Origin of the sequence: Methylobacter svalbardensis (assembly GCF_037671525.1) — a bacterium.
GTDB lineage: Bacteria > Pseudomonadota > Gammaproteobacteria > Methylococcales > Methylomonadaceae > Methylobacter_A > Methylobacter_A svalbardensis.
The window spans coordinates 1-19,047 of record NZ_JAWPOH010000040.1; the positions used below are offsets into that span (position 1 = coordinate 1).

The 19,047-nt window shown below is 46.9% G+C and carries 26 protein-coding genes; 10 read left to right on the forward strand and 16 right to left on the reverse strand.

The features are described 5' to 3' along the window. Positions 1-179: 179 nt before the first annotated feature. The 13 genes from RW114_RS14125 to nifV form a co-directional block, all read right to left on the reverse strand. Complete coding sequence (locus RW114_RS14125; RefSeq protein ID WP_340123399.1) at positions 180-437, reverse strand: DUF6156 family protein; 258 nt, start codon at positions 435-437, stop codon at positions 180-182. 12 nt (positions 438-449) lie between these two features. Next, positions 450-749 carry a hypothetical protein gene (locus RW114_RS14130; protein WP_340123400.1) on the reverse strand — a complete coding sequence of 100 codons (300 nt, stop codon included), beginning with the start codon at positions 747-749 and terminating at the stop codon, positions 450-452. A gap of 14 nt (positions 750-763) precedes the next feature. Then, positions 764-1,195 (reverse strand): SoxR reducing system RseC family protein, encoded by a 432-nt coding sequence (locus tag RW114_RS14135; protein ID WP_340123401.1) that lies wholly within the window; start codon positions 1,193-1,195, stop codon positions 764-766. Between the two features lie 78 nt (positions 1,196-1,273). After that, positions 1,274-1,807, reverse strand: coding sequence for a flavodoxin (locus RW114_RS14140; protein ID WP_340123402.1), 534 nt, complete (start codon positions 1,805-1,807; stop codon positions 1,274-1,276). A 155-nt stretch (positions 1,808-1,962) separates the two neighbouring features. Further along, complete coding sequence (gene grxD, locus RW114_RS14145; protein ID WP_340123403.1) at positions 1,963-2,577, reverse strand: Grx4 family monothiol glutaredoxin; 615 nt, start codon at positions 2,575-2,577, stop codon at positions 1,963-1,965. Positions 2,578-2,739: 162 nt separating this feature from the next. Further along, positions 2,740-4,011: an ATP-dependent Clp protease ATP-binding subunit ClpX gene (clpX, locus tag RW114_RS14150; protein ID WP_340123404.1), complete on the reverse strand. Its 1,272-nt coding sequence runs from the start codon at positions 4,009-4,011 to the stop codon at positions 2,740-2,742. Continuing rightward, positions 4,001-4,879, reverse strand: coding sequence for a nitrogen fixation protein NifM (gene nifM, locus RW114_RS14155; RefSeq protein WP_340123405.1), 879 nt, complete (start codon positions 4,877-4,879; stop codon positions 4,001-4,003). The genes clpX and nifM overlap by 11 nt, the downstream gene beginning before the upstream one ends. Before the next feature lies 1 nt (position 4,880). Beyond that, complete coding sequence (locus RW114_RS14160; protein WP_340123406.1) at positions 4,881-5,360, reverse strand: nitrogen fixation protein NifZ; 480 nt, start codon at positions 5,358-5,360, stop codon at positions 4,881-4,883. Continuing rightward, positions 5,357-5,674, reverse strand: coding sequence for a nitrogenase-stabilizing/protective protein NifW (gene nifW / locus RW114_RS14165; RefSeq protein ID WP_340123407.1), 318 nt, complete (start codon positions 5,672-5,674; stop codon positions 5,357-5,359). The genes RW114_RS14160 and nifW overlap by 4 nt, the downstream gene beginning before the upstream one ends. A 120-nt stretch (positions 5,675-5,794) precedes the next feature. Beyond that, a complete protein-coding gene (locus RW114_RS14170) occupies positions 5,795-6,328 on the reverse strand; it encodes a hypothetical protein (protein WP_340123408.1) in 534 nt (177 codons plus the stop codon). Next, positions 6,329-7,120, reverse strand: a complete 792-nt coding sequence (cysE, locus tag RW114_RS14175; protein WP_422614820.1) for a serine O-acetyltransferase — start codon at positions 7,118-7,120, stop codon at positions 6,329-6,331. Between the two features lie 70 nt (positions 7,121-7,190). After that, a complete protein-coding gene (locus tag RW114_RS14180; protein WP_340123409.1) occupies positions 7,191-7,337 on the reverse strand; it encodes a hypothetical protein in 147 nt (48 codons plus the stop codon). 13 nt (positions 7,338-7,350) lie between these two features. Further along, positions 7,351-8,475 (reverse strand): homocitrate synthase, encoded by a 1,125-nt coding sequence (gene nifV / locus RW114_RS14185; RefSeq protein WP_340123410.1) that lies wholly within the window; start codon positions 8,473-8,475, stop codon positions 7,351-7,353. Between the two features lie 361 nt (positions 8,476-8,836). Here nifV and RW114_RS14190 point away from each other — a divergent pair, with 361 nt between their 5' ends. From RW114_RS14190 to RW114_RS14215, 6 genes are all read left to right on the forward strand, one after another. Continuing rightward, positions 8,837-9,145: a helix-turn-helix domain-containing protein gene (locus RW114_RS14190; RefSeq protein WP_340123411.1), complete on the forward strand. Its 309-nt coding sequence runs from the start codon at positions 8,837-8,839 to the stop codon at positions 9,143-9,145. Positions 9,146-9,362: 217 nt separating this feature from the next. After that, positions 9,363-9,974, forward strand: coding sequence for a hypothetical protein (locus RW114_RS14195; protein ID WP_340123412.1), 612 nt, complete (start codon positions 9,363-9,365; stop codon positions 9,972-9,974). Continuing rightward, entirely contained in the window at positions 9,964-11,079 is a 1,116-nt protein-coding gene (locus RW114_RS14200) for a helix-turn-helix domain-containing protein (protein WP_340123413.1), read from the forward strand. Before RW114_RS14195 ends, RW114_RS14200 begins: the two co-directional genes overlap by 11 nt. 136 nt (positions 11,080-11,215) lie before the next feature. Beyond that, positions 11,216-11,404, forward strand: a complete 189-nt coding sequence (locus tag RW114_RS14205) for a hypothetical protein (protein WP_340123414.1) — start codon at positions 11,216-11,218, stop codon at positions 11,402-11,404. Further along, on the forward strand, positions 11,398-11,565 hold the full coding sequence (locus RW114_RS14210) for a type II toxin-antitoxin system RelE/ParE family toxin (protein ID WP_340123415.1): 168 nt from the start codon (positions 11,398-11,400) through the stop codon (positions 11,563-11,565). Before RW114_RS14205 ends, RW114_RS14210 begins: the two co-directional genes overlap by 7 nt. 1 nt (position 11,566) lies before the next feature. After that, entirely contained in the window at positions 11,567-11,695 is a 129-nt protein-coding gene (locus RW114_RS14215; RefSeq protein ID WP_340123416.1) for a hypothetical protein, read from the forward strand. A 61-nt stretch (positions 11,696-11,756) separates the two neighbouring features. Here RW114_RS14215 and nifS read toward each other — a convergent pair whose 3' ends face one another. The 3 genes from nifS to RW114_RS14230 all read right to left on the reverse strand — a co-directional run bounded on the left by nifS (position 11,757) and on the right by RW114_RS14230 (position 14,328). Beyond that, entirely contained in the window at positions 11,757-12,965 is a 1,209-nt protein-coding gene (nifS, locus tag RW114_RS14220) for a cysteine desulfurase NifS (protein WP_340123417.1), read from the reverse strand. Then, positions 12,965-13,870 carry a Fe-S cluster assembly protein NifU gene (nifU, locus tag RW114_RS14225; protein WP_340123418.1) on the reverse strand — a complete coding sequence of 302 codons (906 nt, stop codon included), beginning with the start codon at positions 13,868-13,870 and terminating at the stop codon, positions 12,965-12,967. Before nifU ends, nifS begins: the two co-directional genes overlap by 1 nt. 101 nt (positions 13,871-13,971) lie before the next feature. Next, positions 13,972-14,328 carry a HesB/IscA family protein gene (locus RW114_RS14230; RefSeq protein WP_305273351.1) on the reverse strand — a complete coding sequence of 119 codons (357 nt, stop codon included), beginning with the start codon at positions 14,326-14,328 and terminating at the stop codon, positions 13,972-13,974. Positions 14,329-14,530: 202 nt separating this feature from the next. On the opposite strand from RW114_RS14230, the gene RW114_RS14235 reads away from it, so the two are divergent. The 4 genes from RW114_RS14235 to RW114_RS14250 all read left to right on the forward strand — a co-directional run bounded on the left by RW114_RS14235 (position 14,531) and on the right by RW114_RS14250 (position 18,858). After that, positions 14,531-14,794, forward strand: coding sequence for a nitrogen fixation protein NifZ (locus RW114_RS14235; RefSeq protein WP_340123419.1), 264 nt, complete (start codon positions 14,531-14,533; stop codon positions 14,792-14,794). Between the two features lie 209 nt (positions 14,795-15,003). Further along, positions 15,004-16,587 carry a SagB/ThcOx family dehydrogenase gene (locus RW114_RS14240; protein ID WP_340123420.1) on the forward strand — a complete coding sequence of 528 codons (1,584 nt, stop codon included), beginning with the start codon at positions 15,004-15,006 and terminating at the stop codon, positions 16,585-16,587. Positions 16,588-16,849: 262 nt separating this feature from the next. Continuing rightward, positions 16,850-18,145, forward strand: a complete 1,296-nt coding sequence (locus RW114_RS14245) for an AAA family ATPase (protein WP_340123421.1) — start codon at positions 16,850-16,852, stop codon at positions 18,143-18,145. Continuing rightward, the gene (locus RW114_RS14250; RefSeq protein WP_340123422.1) at positions 18,142-18,858 is read left to right on the forward strand and encodes an RloB family protein; all 717 of its coding nucleotides are present in this window, start codon (positions 18,142-18,144) and stop codon (positions 18,856-18,858) included. Before RW114_RS14245 ends, RW114_RS14250 begins: the two co-directional genes overlap by 4 nt. Positions 18,859-19,047: the final 189 nt, after the last annotated feature.

The window sequence follows — 19,047 nt, forward strand, 5'->3', positions numbered from 1 at the left end:
GGTCAGTAACATCCCCGTTAAACAAAATCCTAGCCAAGTCTTTTGTAGGTGCGTCAGCCTGGCATTGGACTTTAGCTTTCCCAGGGCTGCATCTAAATCAGTGACAAACGATTTTATAAAGTGTGCCGGCTCGTACATCAACATGGTGTTGAAATACGTGGCAGTTTACACTGATTAGCTTACCCGTTTTCCGGCTGTATTTCTAAGCTTAAAAACTTGAACATCGAGTGATACTGATACTGATGTTCCGATTCAACTTCGCCATAAACAATTTTCTGGCAAAGCAGCATTCTGTCCTGATCATCAAAACAACTGCGGTAATAAGTGTTCCGATTATTTAAGCTGTCTTCAGTTATTTCATTGACCAGCTTTAACGGGAGTTTGATGCCGCTGTAACTGACAAAATAACGAAATCCGGTTTGTTGCTCTTGATTCATAATGTTCAGATGTTAAGAAAATAGATGGGTAGAGAGTGTCTCTATTATTTGATCCAAGCTCAGGTTTTCATGTTCTCCGACGATATTATGCGCGGAAATGGGATATTTCAGGTCTATGCCGTAACGCCCAGAGTTCTGGCCAAAGGTATAGATATAGGCAGAAATGTTCGGTTCGTTAACCGTGCATAGATCGATAGCTTGGAAGTGCTGCTCCTGATTATTCAACGCCAAGGTATTTTCACCGTAACGATGCACCAGTTCCAATAACAGGAGCTTAAGAGGAATATCCTTGTTAATGGCCCAAACATTCATACCGGCACACCGGGTTAAACCTTCCTGACCACGACAGGCCGGGCGTAACCCAGTATCAACAGACTTTGCATTTTGTTGATTATCCACAGCGAAACTAAAAAACTCAGTACGGCGCTGCCGGCAATCCATAAATCCGCATACATGCCATTCGCCAACAGCCAGTCGGCCATGCCTGCGCCGGCAAACAGGGCGATCAACGGCACCAGATACAATAACAGGGATGCGCGCAGCAGCAGGTTTTCATCAATGGCAACCATGACTTCATCGCCGGTTTTCAGTTGGATGTCGCTATCCACCGGCACTGATTTTTTCTTGAGAACACTGCCGATTGCGTTGGTTGTACACGATGCTTTTTGTAGGCAACCGCCACATGCACTGTTTGCTCCGCTTTCGACCCAGACTTGATGGTTTTCTATTTTCACCACTACCGCTAATTCTTCTATCATAGCTATAACCATTCAATTGATGAGGCCGGAGTGCAGGCTTCGCCTGCAAGCACAAGCGAAGCTTGCACTCCTAAAATCTTAACCCCAGGCCTGCGCCAGTATTTTTAACCAGGTTTCCAGTCTTGCGGGGGTAAGCTCTTTCTGGTTTTCCTGGTCTAATGCCAAGCCGACAAAGCGGTCATCAACGACGGCTTTAGAAGCCTGAAAGTTATAACCTTCGGTATCCCATGCGCCAATCAGGGTTGCACCGCATTGTTTGAACTGCTCGTACACATAGTACATCGCATCGACAAATTCTGTAGGGTAGCTTTTTTGATTGCCCAATCCATAAATAGCCACTTTTTTACCGCTAAAATCCCGGCCTGCAAGGGTCGGCAAAAACTCCTCCCAACTGGCCGTTGCATTACCGGTTGATAATCCGGGCAACTGGCCATCACCATAAGTGGGCGTACCTAAAATCAAGGTGTCATAGGCCAGCATATCTTCCACTGTCGCGTTGCGCACATTGACCGGTTTGGCGGCAATAGCCGAACCCAATGCCGTGGTAATATCTTTTGCAATCCGCCGGGTATTGCCGGTATCCGTGCCAAAAAAAACGCCTACTTTAGCCATGATTTTCCTCGCCCAATGTTATGCCTACAGTTAATAGTTCCCACGCTCCGCGTGGGAATTCAGTCTGCAACGCTCCAGCGTTGCGGGACGCTGGAGCGTCTGACACGGCATTCCCACGCCGGAGCGTGGGAACGATAACAAATATAGTTTCTGTTTTAATGCTGTATTTGCAGCAGTCCTGTATCCTTCTTTGCCTGTAAATCCTGCCATTCATCCGGGGTATACGCTTTAACGCTGACCGCATGAAGTTTGCCCGAAGCCAAAGGCTCTTTTAACGTCGCCAGAACCAACTGCTGTTTTTTTACTATCGTTAAATCATTAAATTGCGAACTTACCACGGTGATCGATAAATCGCAGCCTTCGCCTTCGACCATCACTTTGGCATCGTCAATACCCTGTTGCACCAGTTGCGTGACCTCGCTAACGCTTAATGCGTCGTTTTCAGCCTCCGCTTTTTTCGGCGCTGCGGTCGTTAATAAGGGTAATAAACTGCCGTTGTTGGACATTTCTTCAATAATGTCGCAACCGCCCACCAGTTCGGCATTAACAAACAGCTGGGGATAAGTCGGCCAATGGGAAATGCTCGGTAACTTTTCACGGATAAACGGCGCTTCCAGCACGTTCACATAGGCGTAAGGGATATGGGTCGCATCGAGTATGCCGACGGCTTTGGCTGAAAACCCGCATTGCGGATTAGTCGGTACGCCTTTCATGTAAATGATGATCGGCTGGGCTGCCAGTTGGGCGCGGATTTTGTCTTCGGTTTTCATAAGCTTCTCGTTTTTTGTTTTCTCGTTCCCACGCGCTGCGTGGGAATGCCATGGAGGGACGCGCTGCGTCCCCTGTTACTGTGTACTGCGCGTGATTCGTGGCGCAGCGCGCCTTTAACTGCATTCCCACGCAGCGCGTGGGAACGAGGTAATATCTATCCCCTACCCTGCCTGCTGCCGGAGTTTGGGTTCGGCCTTTTTTATCAACCTGATCTCGCCTTCCCCTTTAACGGCATCAGCATCGACAATACATTGCTCAATGTCATCGACGGATGGAATATCGAACATGGTTTTTCGCAAGATCTGCTCCATGATGCTGCGTAAGCCGCGTGCTCCGGTTTCGCGCTCTATGGCTTTATTGGCGATTTCAACCAGGGCATCCTGTTCAAACTTCAACTCCACGCCTTCGTAGGCAAACAGTTGTTGGTATTGACGAACCAGTGCATTTTTAGGTTCGGTTAAAACCCGAATCAAGGCATCAACATCAAGCGCTTCCAAGGGCGCCAATACCGGAAAGCGACCGATAAACTCGGGGATTAAGCCGAATTTGCGTAAATCACTGGGTTGTGTCGCATTCAGCATATCGTCCAATGTCGGTTTTTCAGTCGTTTTATTCACTTCCGCATGAAAACCGATAGCGGAATTGGTCGGCACCAAGCGTTTTTCAACATGTTTTTCCAGGCCCGGAAATGAACCGCCGGCGATAAACAGGATATTGCGCGTATCCATAGTGGTTTCGCCGTCCTTGTTGCGTCCTTTGGCCGGAATCTTAACGTGAGAGCCTTCGACCAGTCTTAGCAATGCCTGTTGAACGCCTTCGCCGGACACATCGCGGGTTCCGGTTTGCTGTTCGGGGCTACGAGCAATTTTGTCGATTTCATCCAGATAAACGATACCCCATTCTGCATTGACCATATTGCCTTCGGCGACATCCAGCAATCTGACCAGAATATTTTCCACATCATCGCCGACATAACCCGCCTGCGTCAGTGTTGTCGCATCGGCAATCACAAACGGTACGCCGACAATTTTTGCCAGGGTGCTGGCTAACAGCGTCTTTCCTGTGCCGGACGGGCCTATTAACAGGATGTTGGACTTGCCGATTTCCACATCCTTGTCAAACTCGCCCAAGCCCGCATCGCCGCTTTCGTGCTTCAGGCGTTTGTAATGGTTATACACAGCAACGGCCAATATTTCCTTGGCAAGATGCTGGCCGATAATGTATCGGTCGAGATGTTCCTTGATTTTTGCCGGAATGGGCAATGCGCCCTGCATTTCGGAAAGCTCTTTTTTACGGCTCCAATTGCTGACGACCTGATTGGCTAATGACACGAAAGCCCCGCAAATAGTGCCTTCACTGCCGGCAATCAAGGGCACCGAAGCGGATTGCTCTATGCCGCAAAATGAACAGTGTTTGATTTCTTTATCGCTCATGACTGCTTTCTCCGGATTCAGATGTTGTTAAACTGGCTAACCACGCGCGCTGGCAGGTACGACGGGCGCGTTCTTTCATTAGCTGGCGTATTTTCGGTGTTGCTTTTGCGAGAGACAAGGTTTCATGCTTTTGTATGCTCTTGCACAACAGCACATGAAAACCGATTTCCGATTTGACGACATCACTGACCTGGCCCGCCTTTAAGTTGAACAGCACCGCATCCAATTCAGGATAAAGCGTGCCGCGGGGCACTATCCCCAGAACGCCGCCTTGCAACGCGGTCGGGCATTCGGAATGCCTTAAGGCCAGATCGGCAAATTTGTGCGGTTTTTTATGCAGTTTTTCGGCGAGTTCCTGAGCGCGCAGTAACGCCGTCTCCAAGGTGTTTTCAGCATAATCAGGGTTAATGCTGATGAAGATATGACAGACTTCACGCCTTTCAGGGAGATTAAATTGCTCGGCATGCAGATGGTAATAGATGCCGATGTCGACCTCGCTGATAGCGGGCGCACGACTGGCAATCAACTCCAGCACCGTGTTGACCTTGCACTGACGATGCAATGCCGCCAGCAAGCTGGCTTTATTGAGCTGATTTTTTTCCAGATCACTGAAGAAATCATTCTCATCATGATAACGGTCGCGAATTTCCTGATAGGCCTGTTGCAATTCCTGGTCGGTAATAAAAACTGCCGAAGCTTCCGGCGCATTCAGCACCCGGCTTTCAATGCTGAATTCATTTAAGGCCTGAATTTTTGCCTGCTGTAACTCGGCCTCTGCCAATTCGGCAGGAGATTTTTTAAATAGGCTTAAAGCCGCTCTTAATAAATTGTAAGTTTCCAGCTGGACAGGTTTTTCAATTTTAGTCATATCAAACCTCTGGTTCATTAAATGACTCAGGGTGCGCAGGAGCTAGCGCTGTCTCGGGCACTTGCAGGGTTCTGCCGTTAAAAGCGACATGGTATTGAATCAGCTCACTGTCCCTGATCACCTTAAAGACTTCGCCGGCAGTGCCTTTTGCAAATAGTATATTCCCTTGGATGCCTAAATCGATAGTGCAGACTACCTTGTCTCTGAATTCGAAGCGACTGGGGTTCCAGGGTTCATCAGCGCCTATCAATTCTTCCAGACGGCAGCCCACCATCCGTCCGGAACTTAAGAAATGCGCGGTAAAAATCACTTGATCCTGCAAAAATGTACCCACATTAGTGACATAACCGACGCTGCCGCGGCGAATCAACAACTCGCCGACTTCCATACCGGGATAAGTGCCGTCATTGCGGACATTTCTGGTGACCCGAACCGATTCGCCAAAGTCAAACCGGCCTTCGTCGAAGCGATCGGGATTCATGTTTTTATATCGCTTAAGGAAACAAACGCCGTTTGCGATAACTCGCCCATTGCAAACACCTTAAAAACTTTTTCCGTCTGCGCGTCGGATTCGACAAAATCCTGGTAGGCACGCATTAACAATTTACTGTAGACAGCTCGTTTTGCCGGCTCATTTTCAGGCATTTCATCGCCGGCTTTTTGTAAATAATCATGGAAACGTTGCAAGATATGCAGACGGTTGACATGCACCACGCTGGGCTCGTAATCCAGTTCGAAATATTGCATAAAATCTTCTGCAGATTCCATCTCTTCCATATCTTCTTCAAAACTCATGGTTTTTCTCCGGTAATTAAAGTGGGCCCACTGAAGAGGTATCCTGAATCAAAAGATAGATGGTCAGAATAATAAATGCCGCTAAAGCCATGATGGTCAATAATGAATCCGTTTTCTCTTTCAACATGCTCGTGCTCCGATAAATAAAATATTTGTGCCTTCAAATTTTTTCTTAATAACCAATTCCAGCAGTCCCTTTGCGCCTATCCGGTCTTTGCTGTCCAGCTCCACCAGTTTTTCAAAAATGGCCTGGCTCAACTCCAGGTTATTCAAACGCATATTTAAAAAACCGATTGCTTTCAGAGTAAACAAATACATTCTTATCTTGGTTAATAAAGCAGCGGGGGCGTCGATAATATGACTGGCTTGCAGCTCACGCCAATCCTCGGGAAAAGATAGGGTCGGCCTGATAATAACCAGCGCTTTAGTGGTTGCACTTAAAGCCTCTTCCAGTCGATGCTGGTAGTAATAAAACCGGTTTAATGCCACCAGCACATTCAATGACTCAGGTGCCAAAAAATAAGCTTTCAGTAACGGCAGTTCGGCTTTGCCGTTGGCATAATTTTCTGCCGCGGTGGCTATCAGCTCTTTGATACCGGCGACATCCGGCTCTTCAAAATACAAGCCTTGCGCCTCAAAATCCAACAGATCCATTTAAGCCCTCGCCGCCAGTTTTACCGGACTTTCTTTTCTGGGAATGCAGACACTTTCCGCTTCGCACAATTCACAATCCTCTTCAATCAAGACTTTCATCGAATTCTTTTGCCCCGCTTCCAGTTCATCAATCCGCTCGATCAAACAGGCGATAGCCTTGCCAACCGGATCGGGAATCAAATGATGATCCAGATCGATGCCGTACCGGTTTTGTATTTGCGTGCCTTTGCTTTGAATAATACGCCCGGGAATACCCACTACCGTGCAACAAGGAGGCACATCTTTAATCACCACGGAATTGGCGCCGACACGGACATTGTTGCCTAAGGTAATCGCTCCGAGAATCTTGGCTCCGGAACCCACCAGCACATTATTGCCCAGGGTAGGATGACGCTTTTCCTTGTTCCAGGTGGTGCCGCCCAAGGTTACGCCATGATACAAAGTGACATCATTGCCGATCTCTGTCGTTTCGCCGATCACGACGCCTAGCGCATGGTCAATAAATAATCGCCTGCCTATGGTAGCGCCGGGATGAATTTCTACATTGGTCAGCATTCTGGCCGTTGCGGCTAAAATCCTGGCGGCCAACCGCCAGTTTGCTTTCCATAAACGGTGACTGATCCGGTGCGCCAGCACCGCATGAACCCCCGAATAGGTCAGCAATATTTCCCAGACGCTATGCGCGGCGGGATCACGGCCAAAAACACAGTAGACATCTTCATGCCATTGGGCCAGAAAACCCTGAGACGTTTGTGCGTCGTTTTTAATATTATCTGCTATGGCCATAACCATTTTTATACTCCTGTTGAGTACGGAGGTGTTTTTTCCTGGTTCCCAGGGGCTCCGTGGGAACCAGGAACAATTAATTCAAGCTCCAGCCCGTTTTACCGGGCATTGGCGGAGCGGGTATCCTGAAAAAAGAACCGGGATAACGATCATCCTGATCAGGTATTTCCAACGTTTCTTTAACTTCCGACTCGCATGATTGCTGCTCAATATGTTCGTTCATGATAAAGCGTCCTCTAAAGATTTTGATGAAAGAGATTAAGGTCTTCGGTTTTAGGTGTTCTTTTCGTATCGTTAACAAAAAGCCTGACTTGGGTTAACAATTTTTGCGCCTGTATCCGGCTTACCGCGATGCCTATTTGTTTATAGGCGTGAATCACACCCTGCGTTCCTGAGTGCTTACCCAGAATTAATTGATGACTGCGCCCGACCAGTGCCGGATCGACGCCTTGATAATTGTTCGGATCCTTTAACAACCCGTCGACATGAATGCCGGCTTCATGACTGAATACGCTTTTGCCGATCAGGCTTTTCCGGCTGCCGATCGCATCGCCCGAAGCACGGGCAACCTGCTCGGAAAGGGATGGGAGATTCTGCAAATTAACCCCTGTTTCAAAACCATATAATTGCTTCAAACCCACCACAACTTCTTCCAGGGCCGCATTGCCGGCGCGTTCGCCCAGTCCATTAACCGTCGTATTGACATGGGTCGCACCTGCCAGCGCCGCCGCCAGCGTATTGGCGGTAGCAAGCCCCAAATCGTCATGGGCGTGCATTTCAATTTCCAGGTCGGTTGCCGCTCTTAACCTTTTGATCGTCTCGAACACGCCGAACGGTTCCATAATGCCGACCGTATCGGCAAAACGAATTCTGCTCGCTCCGGCCCGTTGCGCGGTTTCAGCCATGCGTATCAAAAAACCCACATCCGCTCGCGAGGCATCCTCCATGCCGACGCACACCTCCATATTCAAACTCCGCGCTTCCTGAACACAGCAGGTAATGGTGTTTAAAACCCATTGCCGACTTTGTTTAAGCTTGTGCTGAATATGCTGATCCGAAGCCGATATGGATAAATCAACCTTGTCTACATTCAAATCCAGACAGGCATGTAAATCATCACGGCGCATTCTCGACCAGACCAACAGCTTCGAGGGTAAGCCTAAAGCCGCAATAGCCTTGATTTCGTCCCGCTCCACCGCGCCCATTGCCGGAATGCCGATTTCCAGCTCCGGCACGCCCAAGTCCGCCAACTGCGTTGCAATCGCCAGCTTTTCGGCTAGCGAAAAAGCGACACCGGCCGATTGCTCGCCGTCCCTGAGCGTGGTGTCGTCTATGATGATTAGGCGGTTTTGAGCTTTCATGGCTAAAATTAAGTTACTTGGCAAGTGTTTTAAAAAATGAAGGCGTAATCCCTTTAATCATCATGAAGCAAAATACTTGCCAACTGTTCATTCGCCGGAAATAGCGGGGGTAAGCCTTGATTGGTGCAATACCGACAGAACAATGCAGCACGAAAATAAAGCAATTGTCGTAAATCCGACAAAATGGGTGCTGTTTTTTTGTGATTACGCTGATTCCCAAGCTTAAGCTTGGGAATCAGCAAATACGGGACAATAAAAAATACCGTTTAGTCTCGAAATAGACAGTATCGTTCTGGATTCGCCCGGATAAAATTTGTCAGTACACATAGCCAATACGACCCGATTAACGAGGAGACAGTCAATGATTATTAAGCCCATCCGTAACGATGACGAGTTGAAAACCGCGTTCCAGCGCCTGGAAATGATTTTTCAAGCGGAACCCGACACGCGCGAGGCCGACGAAATAGAAGTATTGGTTATCTTAATTGAAGCCTATGAAAGTAAACATTATGCAATAACGCCGTCCGATCCCATTGAAGCCATCAAATTCAGAATGGAACAACAAAACCTGAATACCCGCGATCTGGAAGCCTATATCGGCGTTTCGGAAGTGCTTAACTGTAAATGTCCGTTGAGCTTGAGAATGATCAAACGCTTGCATGACGGGTGAGCATACCTTATGAAAGTTTGTGGCGGATGTGGGGTGAAAAGAAGACTATGGATACTCCCAATGTAGAATTGGTTACCAAGAGATCTTATCAACCGACAGATAAACACGATATACCTCAAGAACAAATCAAAAAATAGTTTACAAAAATACATTTGCTTGACAATTTAAATAAATTGCCAATAATAAGAGCTCTTATTGATCTGGTATAGGAACAAACATGCAAGAAATGCCTTGGGAGCTAAATTCTGACTTAAGCAAAAACAGACTAATCGCTATAGCATCCATAATTGCTAACAAACGCGGTGACGTAATTGAACTACACGATGAAATAAGGCTTAAAGATACACCTCGTGGTTTAGGTATGAGATGTTACGAATGTTGCAGGTCAGAAATTATCTATACAGCAGAATCTAAGATATGGTCATGGCTTTCAATACTTACCCCAGAAGGGAGATTCACATTCTGTATTGATAATACACCTGTTAGATTTTCAAGGAATGATCCAGAGTCTTTGCCAAATAAAAAGTTAATCACGTCGTTTGAAACACAAAAGCAAATGGATTTATTTGATGAAGACTATCCATACGCGTGTATGAGATGGTTTATTGTTTTCGACACACATTTTAAAAATCCCGCTGATGCAGTGTATTGTGTAGGTTATACAGAAACCAATGAAATACTTTGTCAATGGCAAATTCCATTGGAGGATAAAGTTGCTTTAGTATCTGAAGTTAATGCACCGCTATCTCAACCAGTTGATCTTCCACCAGCCCCAATAAAATTGAAGTATCAACCATCAAAAACAGGCAGTATTGACGATGAAAGCTGAAAGCTCTTTCTATGGCGATAAGCTCAGATTGGCAAGGTTATTAAATGGATTAACACAACAGCAATTAGGTGAATCTATTTCTGCATCCAGACAATTTGTCCATCAATTGGAAAGTGGAATTCGTCAACCTGCTGATGATGTGTTAAATGCACTTTGTGAAACACTTAGTGTTAAACATAGTTTTTTTATTGAACCTGTGGGTAATGATGTCAAATTTGAACAATGTCATTTCAGAAAACGAAAAACCACACCTGTTGGTATAGCTAATAGAGTTCTGGCTTTTAGTACAGTTTTTGAGCAATTAGTAGTTTACATAAACGAACGATTGGAACTGCCAGCAACAAACTTTCCAATTATCAAACACAGCTCGACTGAATATTCAAATTCAGAAATTGAAATTGCAGCTGAAGAATGTCGAAAACTTTGGGGCTTAGGACTAACCACACCTATAGCCAAAATGACACGTGTTTTGGAGAATGCAGGAGTTGTAATAACTCAATTCAATGGGGTTTCAGAAAAGGTGGATGCTCTGTCTCTGAACAGAAAATTTCCGATTATTGTTAGAAATGATGCAAAAGAAAGTGTTTGTAGAATGCGCTTTGACTTAGCCCATGAATGCGGACATTTTGTATTGCATGACGGAGTCGAGACTGGCGACCACGTAACAGAAAGCGAAGCTAATAAATTTGCAAGTGCTTTTTTGTTTCCTAGAACCGCTTTCATAAATGAATTTAACATATCTAAAGGCACATATTTAGATTGGGGTTTAATTTATAAATTAAAAATAAGATGGGGAATGAGTGCAAAGGCAATTCTTTTTAGGGCTCATCAACTCGATCTGATTTCCGCCCAACAATATCGCACCGGAAATGTCCATTTGAGTAGTACACGTCAATCTAAAATAGAAAAATATGATGACGTTATTTCTCCAGAAATTCCTGAGTTATTGGTTAATGCGCTTGAAATATTAAAAAATCAATTAGGTATTGGCTTTAATCATATTGCAGATTATTTGGGGGTTAATCCAAGCATGTTAAGCGCGATAACTGGGATTAATCCAAAAAATGAAGAATATTTAAAAAACGTCACTCCGATTTTTGGGTAAATATTGCGCTGGTTCCCAATCTCCAGATTGGGAACCTAGAAGGCGAAGCTCTAGCTTCGCGAAACGGGAAGCTAGAGCTTCCGACACCGAATTCCCAAGCTGGAGCTAGGGAACTAGCGAAACACATAGGTAAATTATGAATTCCACTGTACCAGCCAAAGAATTTGTCCAAAAAACCCTAGACGAAATGCCTGATGATGTCAGTGTTGAAGAAATCATTAAAGAATTAGCCTTTAAACGCATGGTTGAACGCGGTTTACAGGACTCTTTAAATGATCACGTCATTTCACAAGAACAGTTGGAAAAACAGATCGCTTCATGGTGACAATCAATTGGACTGATGAGGCGATTGGATGGCTACGGGAAATTGATGCCTATATAGCCTATGACAATCCGAAAGCGGCGCGAAATACGGTTAACAAAATTTTCGAAAAAACCAAATTATTGGCTGGATTTCCTGAGTTAGGCGGCGTTTATCCTATTTGATATGCCCTATAAAATCCGCGTGATTTACTATAGTCATTACCATACCGCCTATAAGATCGTGGATCAAAATCGTATTGATATTTTGGGCGTTTTTCATGGGGCAATGGAAATCAACAATTATCTCAAGTAATTGTTTCTTTAAGGTAATAACGTTGGGCTTCCTTACGTCAGCCCAACATTCTCCAAATCAGTTACGCATAAACCGGTGCAAACGCTTTTTCAGGGTCGGCCACAGGACCATCACCCTCCCAATACGGCGACAACTTGCGCAGGGTCGCAACGATACCCGGCATCTCTTTCAGAACCACATCCACTTCCGCCATCGAGTTGTAGCGCGAAAAGGAAAAGCGGATCGTGCCGTGCGCGGCGGTGTACGGAATGTCCATGGCCCGCATCACATGCGAAGGTTCCAGGGAGCCGGAGGTACAGGCCGAACCGCTCGATGCCGCAATGCCGACTTTATTCAACAGCATCAGGATCGACTCGCCTTCGATATATTCAAAGGCAATATCCGTGGTGTTCGGCAGACGGTTGTACATATCGCCGGTCACAAAACAATGCGGAATCGACTCGATAATGCCTTGTTCCAGACGGTCGCGCATGGCTTTGACTTTGGTGTTTTCATACTCGATAAACTCTAGCGCGAGTTCGCAGGCTTTTCCCAGGCCGACAATGGACGCGCTGTTTTCAGTCCCTGCCCTTCTGCCGCGTTCCTGATGGCCGCCGCGCAGCAAAGGACGAAAACGCGTACCGCGGCGCAGGTATAAAACGCCTATGCCTTTGGGCGCATGCAACTTGTGCCCGGATACCGACAACATATCGATTTTGGTATCCTGCAACATCATCGGAAGTTTGCCCACCGCCTGCACCGCGTCGGTATGGAACATCACACCTGCGGCGTTGGCCATTTCGGCCATTTCCACGACAGGAAAAATCGTACCCGTTTCATTATTGGCCCACATCACCGAGACTATCGCGACCTGGTCGGACAACAACTTTTTATAGGCTTCCAGATTCAAGCGTCCGGCCTTGTCGACCGGCATTCTATGGATGGTGTAACCTTCTTTTTCAAGGTTGTCGCACACGCTTAAAATGGCCGGATGCTCCACCATCGTGGTGATAATTTCTTTCTTGTTCGGCTGAGCTTTAATCGCGGAAAGAATCGCCGTGGAGTTGGACTCGGTCCCGCAAGACGTAAAAATGATTTCAGAATCATGCTCGCAACCGATTAAGGCTTGAACCTGTTGCCGGGCCTGTTTAAGTCCGCGCGCAACGCCATCGGCAAACTTATGTATGGATGACGGATTACCGTATTGCTCAAGAAAGTAAGGAATCATCACATCGACCACCGCGGGATCAACCTTGGTGGTGGCATTATTATCCAGATAAATATCAGTCATCACGCCACCTCAATATTGACCAGTTTCGACATTTCCGATGCCGGTACGACTTTAATAAATTCGCCCATCACTTCCATCAAGCGCTGTTGAATTCCGGCAATCGTCATCGCCGCCATCTGGCAACCGTTACAGGCGCCGGTCATGTTGACGTAGGCGGTATTGCCGATGACTTCGACCAGCTCCACGTCGCCGCCGTCCGCCATCAATGCCGGTCTTAGCGACTCCAACACCTGCTCGATTTTTTTGATGCGTTGCAAATTGGTCAGCGGCGCTTTAACGGCTGCAATTTTTTCTGGGGCTGCTACCGGTGCGGCAGTAGGATCGAATTTTTCGCCTTTTTCAGCCAACACTTTTTCCAGAATCGCCTCAATGTCTTCATGGCAAGCCGCGCAGCCGCCGCCCGCTTTGGTAAAGTTGGTGACATCTTCGACGGTGCGCAATTTATTGGCCCAGACCATTTCTTCGATCATCACCGCGTCAATCGCGAAACATTTGCAGATCAGCGCGCCTTCCTCATGATCGTCTTTCCACTCTTCGCCGCGGTAATTCGCTATCGCCGCTTGCAGCGCCTCGCGTCCCATGACCGAGCAGTGCATTTTTTCAGGCGGCAAGCCTTCGAGCTGGTCGGCGATATCCTGATTGGTGACCTTTGCGGCCTCATCCAGCGTCATGCCCTTAATGATTTCGGTCAGCACCGATGACGAAGCGATCGCCGAACCGCAACCAAAGGTTTGAAAGCCCGCCTCAAGAATGATTTCGCTGTCGTCATCGACTTTCAGGGTCAGCCGCAACGCATCGCCGCAACTGATTGAACCCACTTCACCGGTCGCATTGGCATCAACGACCGCGCCCGCATTTTTGGGGTTGAAAAAATGTTCTTTTACTTTGTCTGAATAGTCCCACATGGCTTTATCCTCTTAAAATGGGTTGTAGGATGTTGAGGTACGAAGCGCATCACTCGCGATTGATGCGCTTCCTTCGTCAGCACATCCTACGGATTAATTGGTTAAGAACAGGTTTTAGTTCCGGCACCTTCGGCACTGGTATTAAACGAAGTACCGCAAGCGCAACTTTTAGCCGCGTTAGGGTTGGTAAACTTGAATCCCGAACCTTCAATACTGTCGAGAAAGTCGATAGACATGCCGTCGAGCATCGGCATACTGACCGGATCGATAAACACCTTCACTTCGCCGCAATCAATGACGGTGTCTTCAGGCGTTTGGCTGCCTTCGAGTTTCAATCCGTACTGATAACCAGAACAACCGCCATCGGTGACTTCTATCCGTAAACCTGCTGTAGGTGTTTCCGAACCGGCAATAAAGCGGCCGACGGCGCTAATGGCCTTTTCTGTTAATGTAATCATCTAAAGTCTCCTGAATGGTTGGCATCGTTCTTGTAAAGACTTATAGCAACCTGTATGCCATTTCGCTGCTTATTATTTAACAGATTGTTTAATAAGACATTAATCAATGATGCCTGTAATAAACAGCACACTCTCACACAGGTTTTGATCACACAACCAGCTGACAATGTAAGCTTTGCTACAAAACAAACGGAGATATGAAATGAAGGTAGAAGATTTAGACATAGGTGATGTAGTCTATGCGGCGAAGGCAATTGTTGATGACGGTTCCATTCCCGACGGTGTCGAAGGCGAACTATTAGCCGAAGCCGGAACCCGCGGAGTGATTACGTTGATCGGGCATGTGGAAGAAGAGCCGGATCGCAGTGTTTTTTTGGTGCGCTTTGAAGATAAGGACATGAATCTGGGCAACCCGATTGGCTGCTGGATTGAGGACTTGGCTATGGAGCCTAGGCAGATTAATTAATATGCTAGGGTGCCCGTAGGAGCGGGCCATGCCCGCGATATTTTGGCAATGATGCGAGTCTTAGCGCGTACCGTTCGCGGGCATGGCCCGCTCCTACACAGTTCACACAACCTGCCTTATCAAAGCATGATAGGGTTTCGGGCTAACGGATCGAACTTCTTTACTCGCTTTAAAAAAAGAGGGCTTTTCCTCGTAGGATTAAACAGATTATGAATAAGCAAACCGAAACCGTCCTGAACTACCACAACCGCACCAAACACCGCCTGGAGCGCTACGCCAACGGCCCCGAATCGCTCGACTGGGAAGACCAGCCCGATCAATTCCGGCATTTTTCCGGTTGCGATATTGTCACATTGCCCTTACCCGGAGCCGAACTTGAACCGTTGTTTGCCGACCTGGATAACCCTGAATTAATACCGGCAAAACCGTTAAATATGACCAATGCCGGATTATTGCTGGAATTGGCCTTCGGCCTGTCGGCATGGAAACAATACGGCCCGAGTCGCTGGGCATTGCGCTGCAATCCGTCCAGCGGCAACCTGCACCCGACCGAGGCTTATCTGGTCAGCACCGGAGATGGCTTTATTAAATCAGGCATTTACCACTATGTCAGCCACGATCACAGCCTTGAACAGCGCTGTCGGTTTTCCGACAATTCCCCCGATTCCGGCCTACTAATCGGCTTATCCTCAGTCCATTGGCGGGAAGCCTGGAAATACGGAGAGAGAGCTTACCGCTATTGCCAGCATGATCTAGGCCATGCCCTGGGAGCTTTGCGGTACGCGGCGGCGACGCTGGGCTGGTCGGTGGAATTGCTGGCCGAATGGTCGGATGACGACATTGGTCAGCTGTTAGGGCTAACTCGGGACGACTTTAAAAAACAGGAGCATGAAGCCCCCGATATTATTTGCCGGATTCATACCCATGCCGACAGCAAGCCGTTAGATGCCAAGGCCCTGCTGGAAAGCGCGCAATCTGGAGCCTGGTTCGGCAAAGCCGACAGCCTTCGCGCCTATCATATGTATAAGTGGCCGGTCATCGATGAAGTCGCAACGGTCGCCAGCAAGCCGCGAACCGAAGAACCTGATTGGCAAGCCGCCCGGCGACAACTTATAACATCATCCTGCACCAAAACGGCAACCCAAATCATCCGCCAGCGCCGCAGTGCGCAACAGTTTGACGGCAAAATGCCGCCGATGCCGCAGACTGATTTTTACCGGATGCTGGCCGCCGTTTTGCCGACCGCAGCCGCATTCGAACTATGGCGCTGGCCGCCGAAAATCCACCTGTTTATTTTTGTGCATCGCGTTGAAGGTTTAGCCCCCGGCATCTATGCATTGCCTAGACATAACGATGCCCTTGAATCATTGCAGGCTGCAACCCTGGCTGATTTCGACTGGCAGAAAGTATCCGAAGCGTTGCCGCTTTATCATCTGCATTCAGGCGATTACAGGCAGATTGCCAAAACGCTGTCCTGCCATCAACCCATCGCCAGCGACAGCGCCTTCAGCCTGGGAATGATTGCGGAATTTAACGAAACCATCGAAGCAGCACCGTGGCTTTACCGCCGCTTGTTCTGGGAATGCGGCCTGATAGGCCAAACTCTATATCTGGAAGCGGAAGCAGTAGGCATTCGCGGCACCGGTATCGGCTGTTATTTTGATGACAGCGTGCATGAGCTTTTAGGGTTCAAGGACGATAAATTCCAAAGTCTTTATCATTTTACGGTGGGTAAACCGCTGGAAGATAAACGACTGGAAACGTTACCTGCTTATGGGCATTTAAAGCCGTAGGGTGGGCAACGCTTTTCTGCTCACCGTTTACAATACAAACTCACCATTGTGGCGCTCAGACCATAGGATGTGCCGAGGCACGAGGCGCATCATTCGCGACTGATGCGCTTCACTGCATTCAGCATATCCTATAGTTCTACGGCTCCCATGCTACAGATTGTAGTATCCTACTAATCAGAAGATAAATTATAATTTTATGGCAAAAAAACACAATAAATCGTAAAATCGATCCTGTTTTTTAATTTTTATTCAAAGGTGAATCATGCTGATCGAATTCAAGGTTGCCAACTTTCGTTCCATCCGTGAAGTGCAAACCCTCAGCCTCGTTGCCGACAATATTGACAAGGACATGACATCCGCCTTGGTTGACCGCCAACTGCCAGGCCTATCAGGTGTAAAATTTCTCAAAGGTGCTGCTATATATGGCGCTAACGCCTCTGGCAAATCCAACATCATAGAAGCCATCAGCTTTCTAGCTGAGTTCGTCAAAAGATCCGCAACCAAACTTGAACCAGGCGATGCTACCGGTACCGAACCCTTTAAACTTGACCAAACCTCTTCATCCAAACCCTCTGAGTTTGAAATCACCTTCTTCGCCGAAGACATACGCTTTGTATTCGGTGTTGTCGTCACCCCGCAACGGGTGCTTGAAGAATATTTAGTCGCTTATCCAAAAGGTTCGCCGCAAAAATGGTATCACCGTACCTTCATAGAGGCGGACAACCGCTATGCGTGGGCGTCTCCATCGACTCGGTTCAAAGATGACAAAAGTTTGCGTGATAAAACCCGTGAAAATAATTTATTTCTTTCTGTTGGCCCACAATGGAATCACCCGCAGCTATCCATAGCTTTTGACTGGTTTAGGAAAAAGCTAAAAATTCTTCATCTTAATGCCGGTTCCTTTTTACACAACGGTTTTACAGCCAATCTGATTAAAGAAAATCCCGAATACCATGAGCGTATACTGAATTTGCTACGCAGTGCTGACATTGGCGTAATGGAAGCTAATATCCAAGAAAAGGAGGTTAGCGTAGATGATTTAAAGAAGAGTTTGCCGCCTTCCTTACTTGAAAGACTTGAAAAAGACGAAGTATTAAAAGCTGGTAAAAGGTTTGAGATCAATCTTCTTCATAAGGCGGATGGCATAGAACCGGTTTCTCTTGATTTTGACGACGAAGAGTCTGCAGGAACCCGCCGTTTTTTCGCATTGATCGGGCCGTGGCTAGATATTTTAGATAATGGCTATACTGTTTTTGTTGATGAACTTGAAACCAGCCTACATCCTATTTTGGTTAAGGAACTTCTAAAATTATTATTTTGCAATAACAACAATCCCAATGGGGCTCAAGTTATTTTCAGTACCCATAATACTGTATTATTGGATAGCGCACTGTTGCGGCGCGACCAAATTTGGTTTACTGAGAAAACCCCCACAGGCACAACTAACCTATATCCGTTAACCGATTATCAACCCAGAAAAGACGAAGCTTTGGCAAAGGGATATCTAGCGGGACGTTATGGCGCAATTCCTTATCTATACAATGGCTTAATGTTATGAACCAAATAAGGTCGTTTTCAAGAGGCGCATCGTCGTATAAAAGAGGTAAACAGGGACAGACATCTACCGGTAAAGTTTTTCTGATAGTCACCGAAGGCGAAAAAACTGAGCCCAATTATCTTAAGTCCATCAGAAATCGCTTAAAACTGTCCACTGTAGATGTTGAAATTATTCACCCTAGCCAGTTCGATCCACTTAGTCTGACTCAAAAAGCAATAAGACTACGGGATGAAAGAAGGAAAGAAGCCAGGAAAGATAAATCAAAACTTCCATATGATGAAGTTTGGGTGGTATTCGACCTGGAGAGTCAAAATTCTTCATACCGAAAAAAAGCACTAGAAGCAAAAAAACTCAAAACAGCGGCTGATATTAATTTTGCAATTTCTGATCCTAGCTTTGAATTCTGGCTGCTACTCCACGAAGAATATACTACTGCTCCCTTTGCAGATTCGAACCAAGTTGAGACCCGTTTGAAATCTAAAGCAAATTTGCCAGATTATTCTAAAGGCGGTTGGTTGCCAACGCCTGAATTTATAGAAAAATTGCCGACTGCCGTCAAAAATGCTGAGCTCTGTCGTGGATATCACAAAACTGCCAATGGTGATGGCAATCCATCAACTAACGTGGATTACCTAGTTATTAGTCTGAATGGCGCAACTCGGCAGCATTATCAATTTGATTTTTCAAAAATCCCTCTATTCGGTAAGCCATAATATGTAGGGCAATGGTATGAACTCCCCCCACCTATCGCCAGACTGATATGATTAACGAATCAACGCGGTAAGGCTCAATCAGTAGGGTGCAATCGGCCTTAGCCGTATTGCACCGCATGTTTCTAGTGGCTACGCGTCGAAAATAACCATATATTTGTACACGTTCTCTTTACATGTTTATCGCATCGA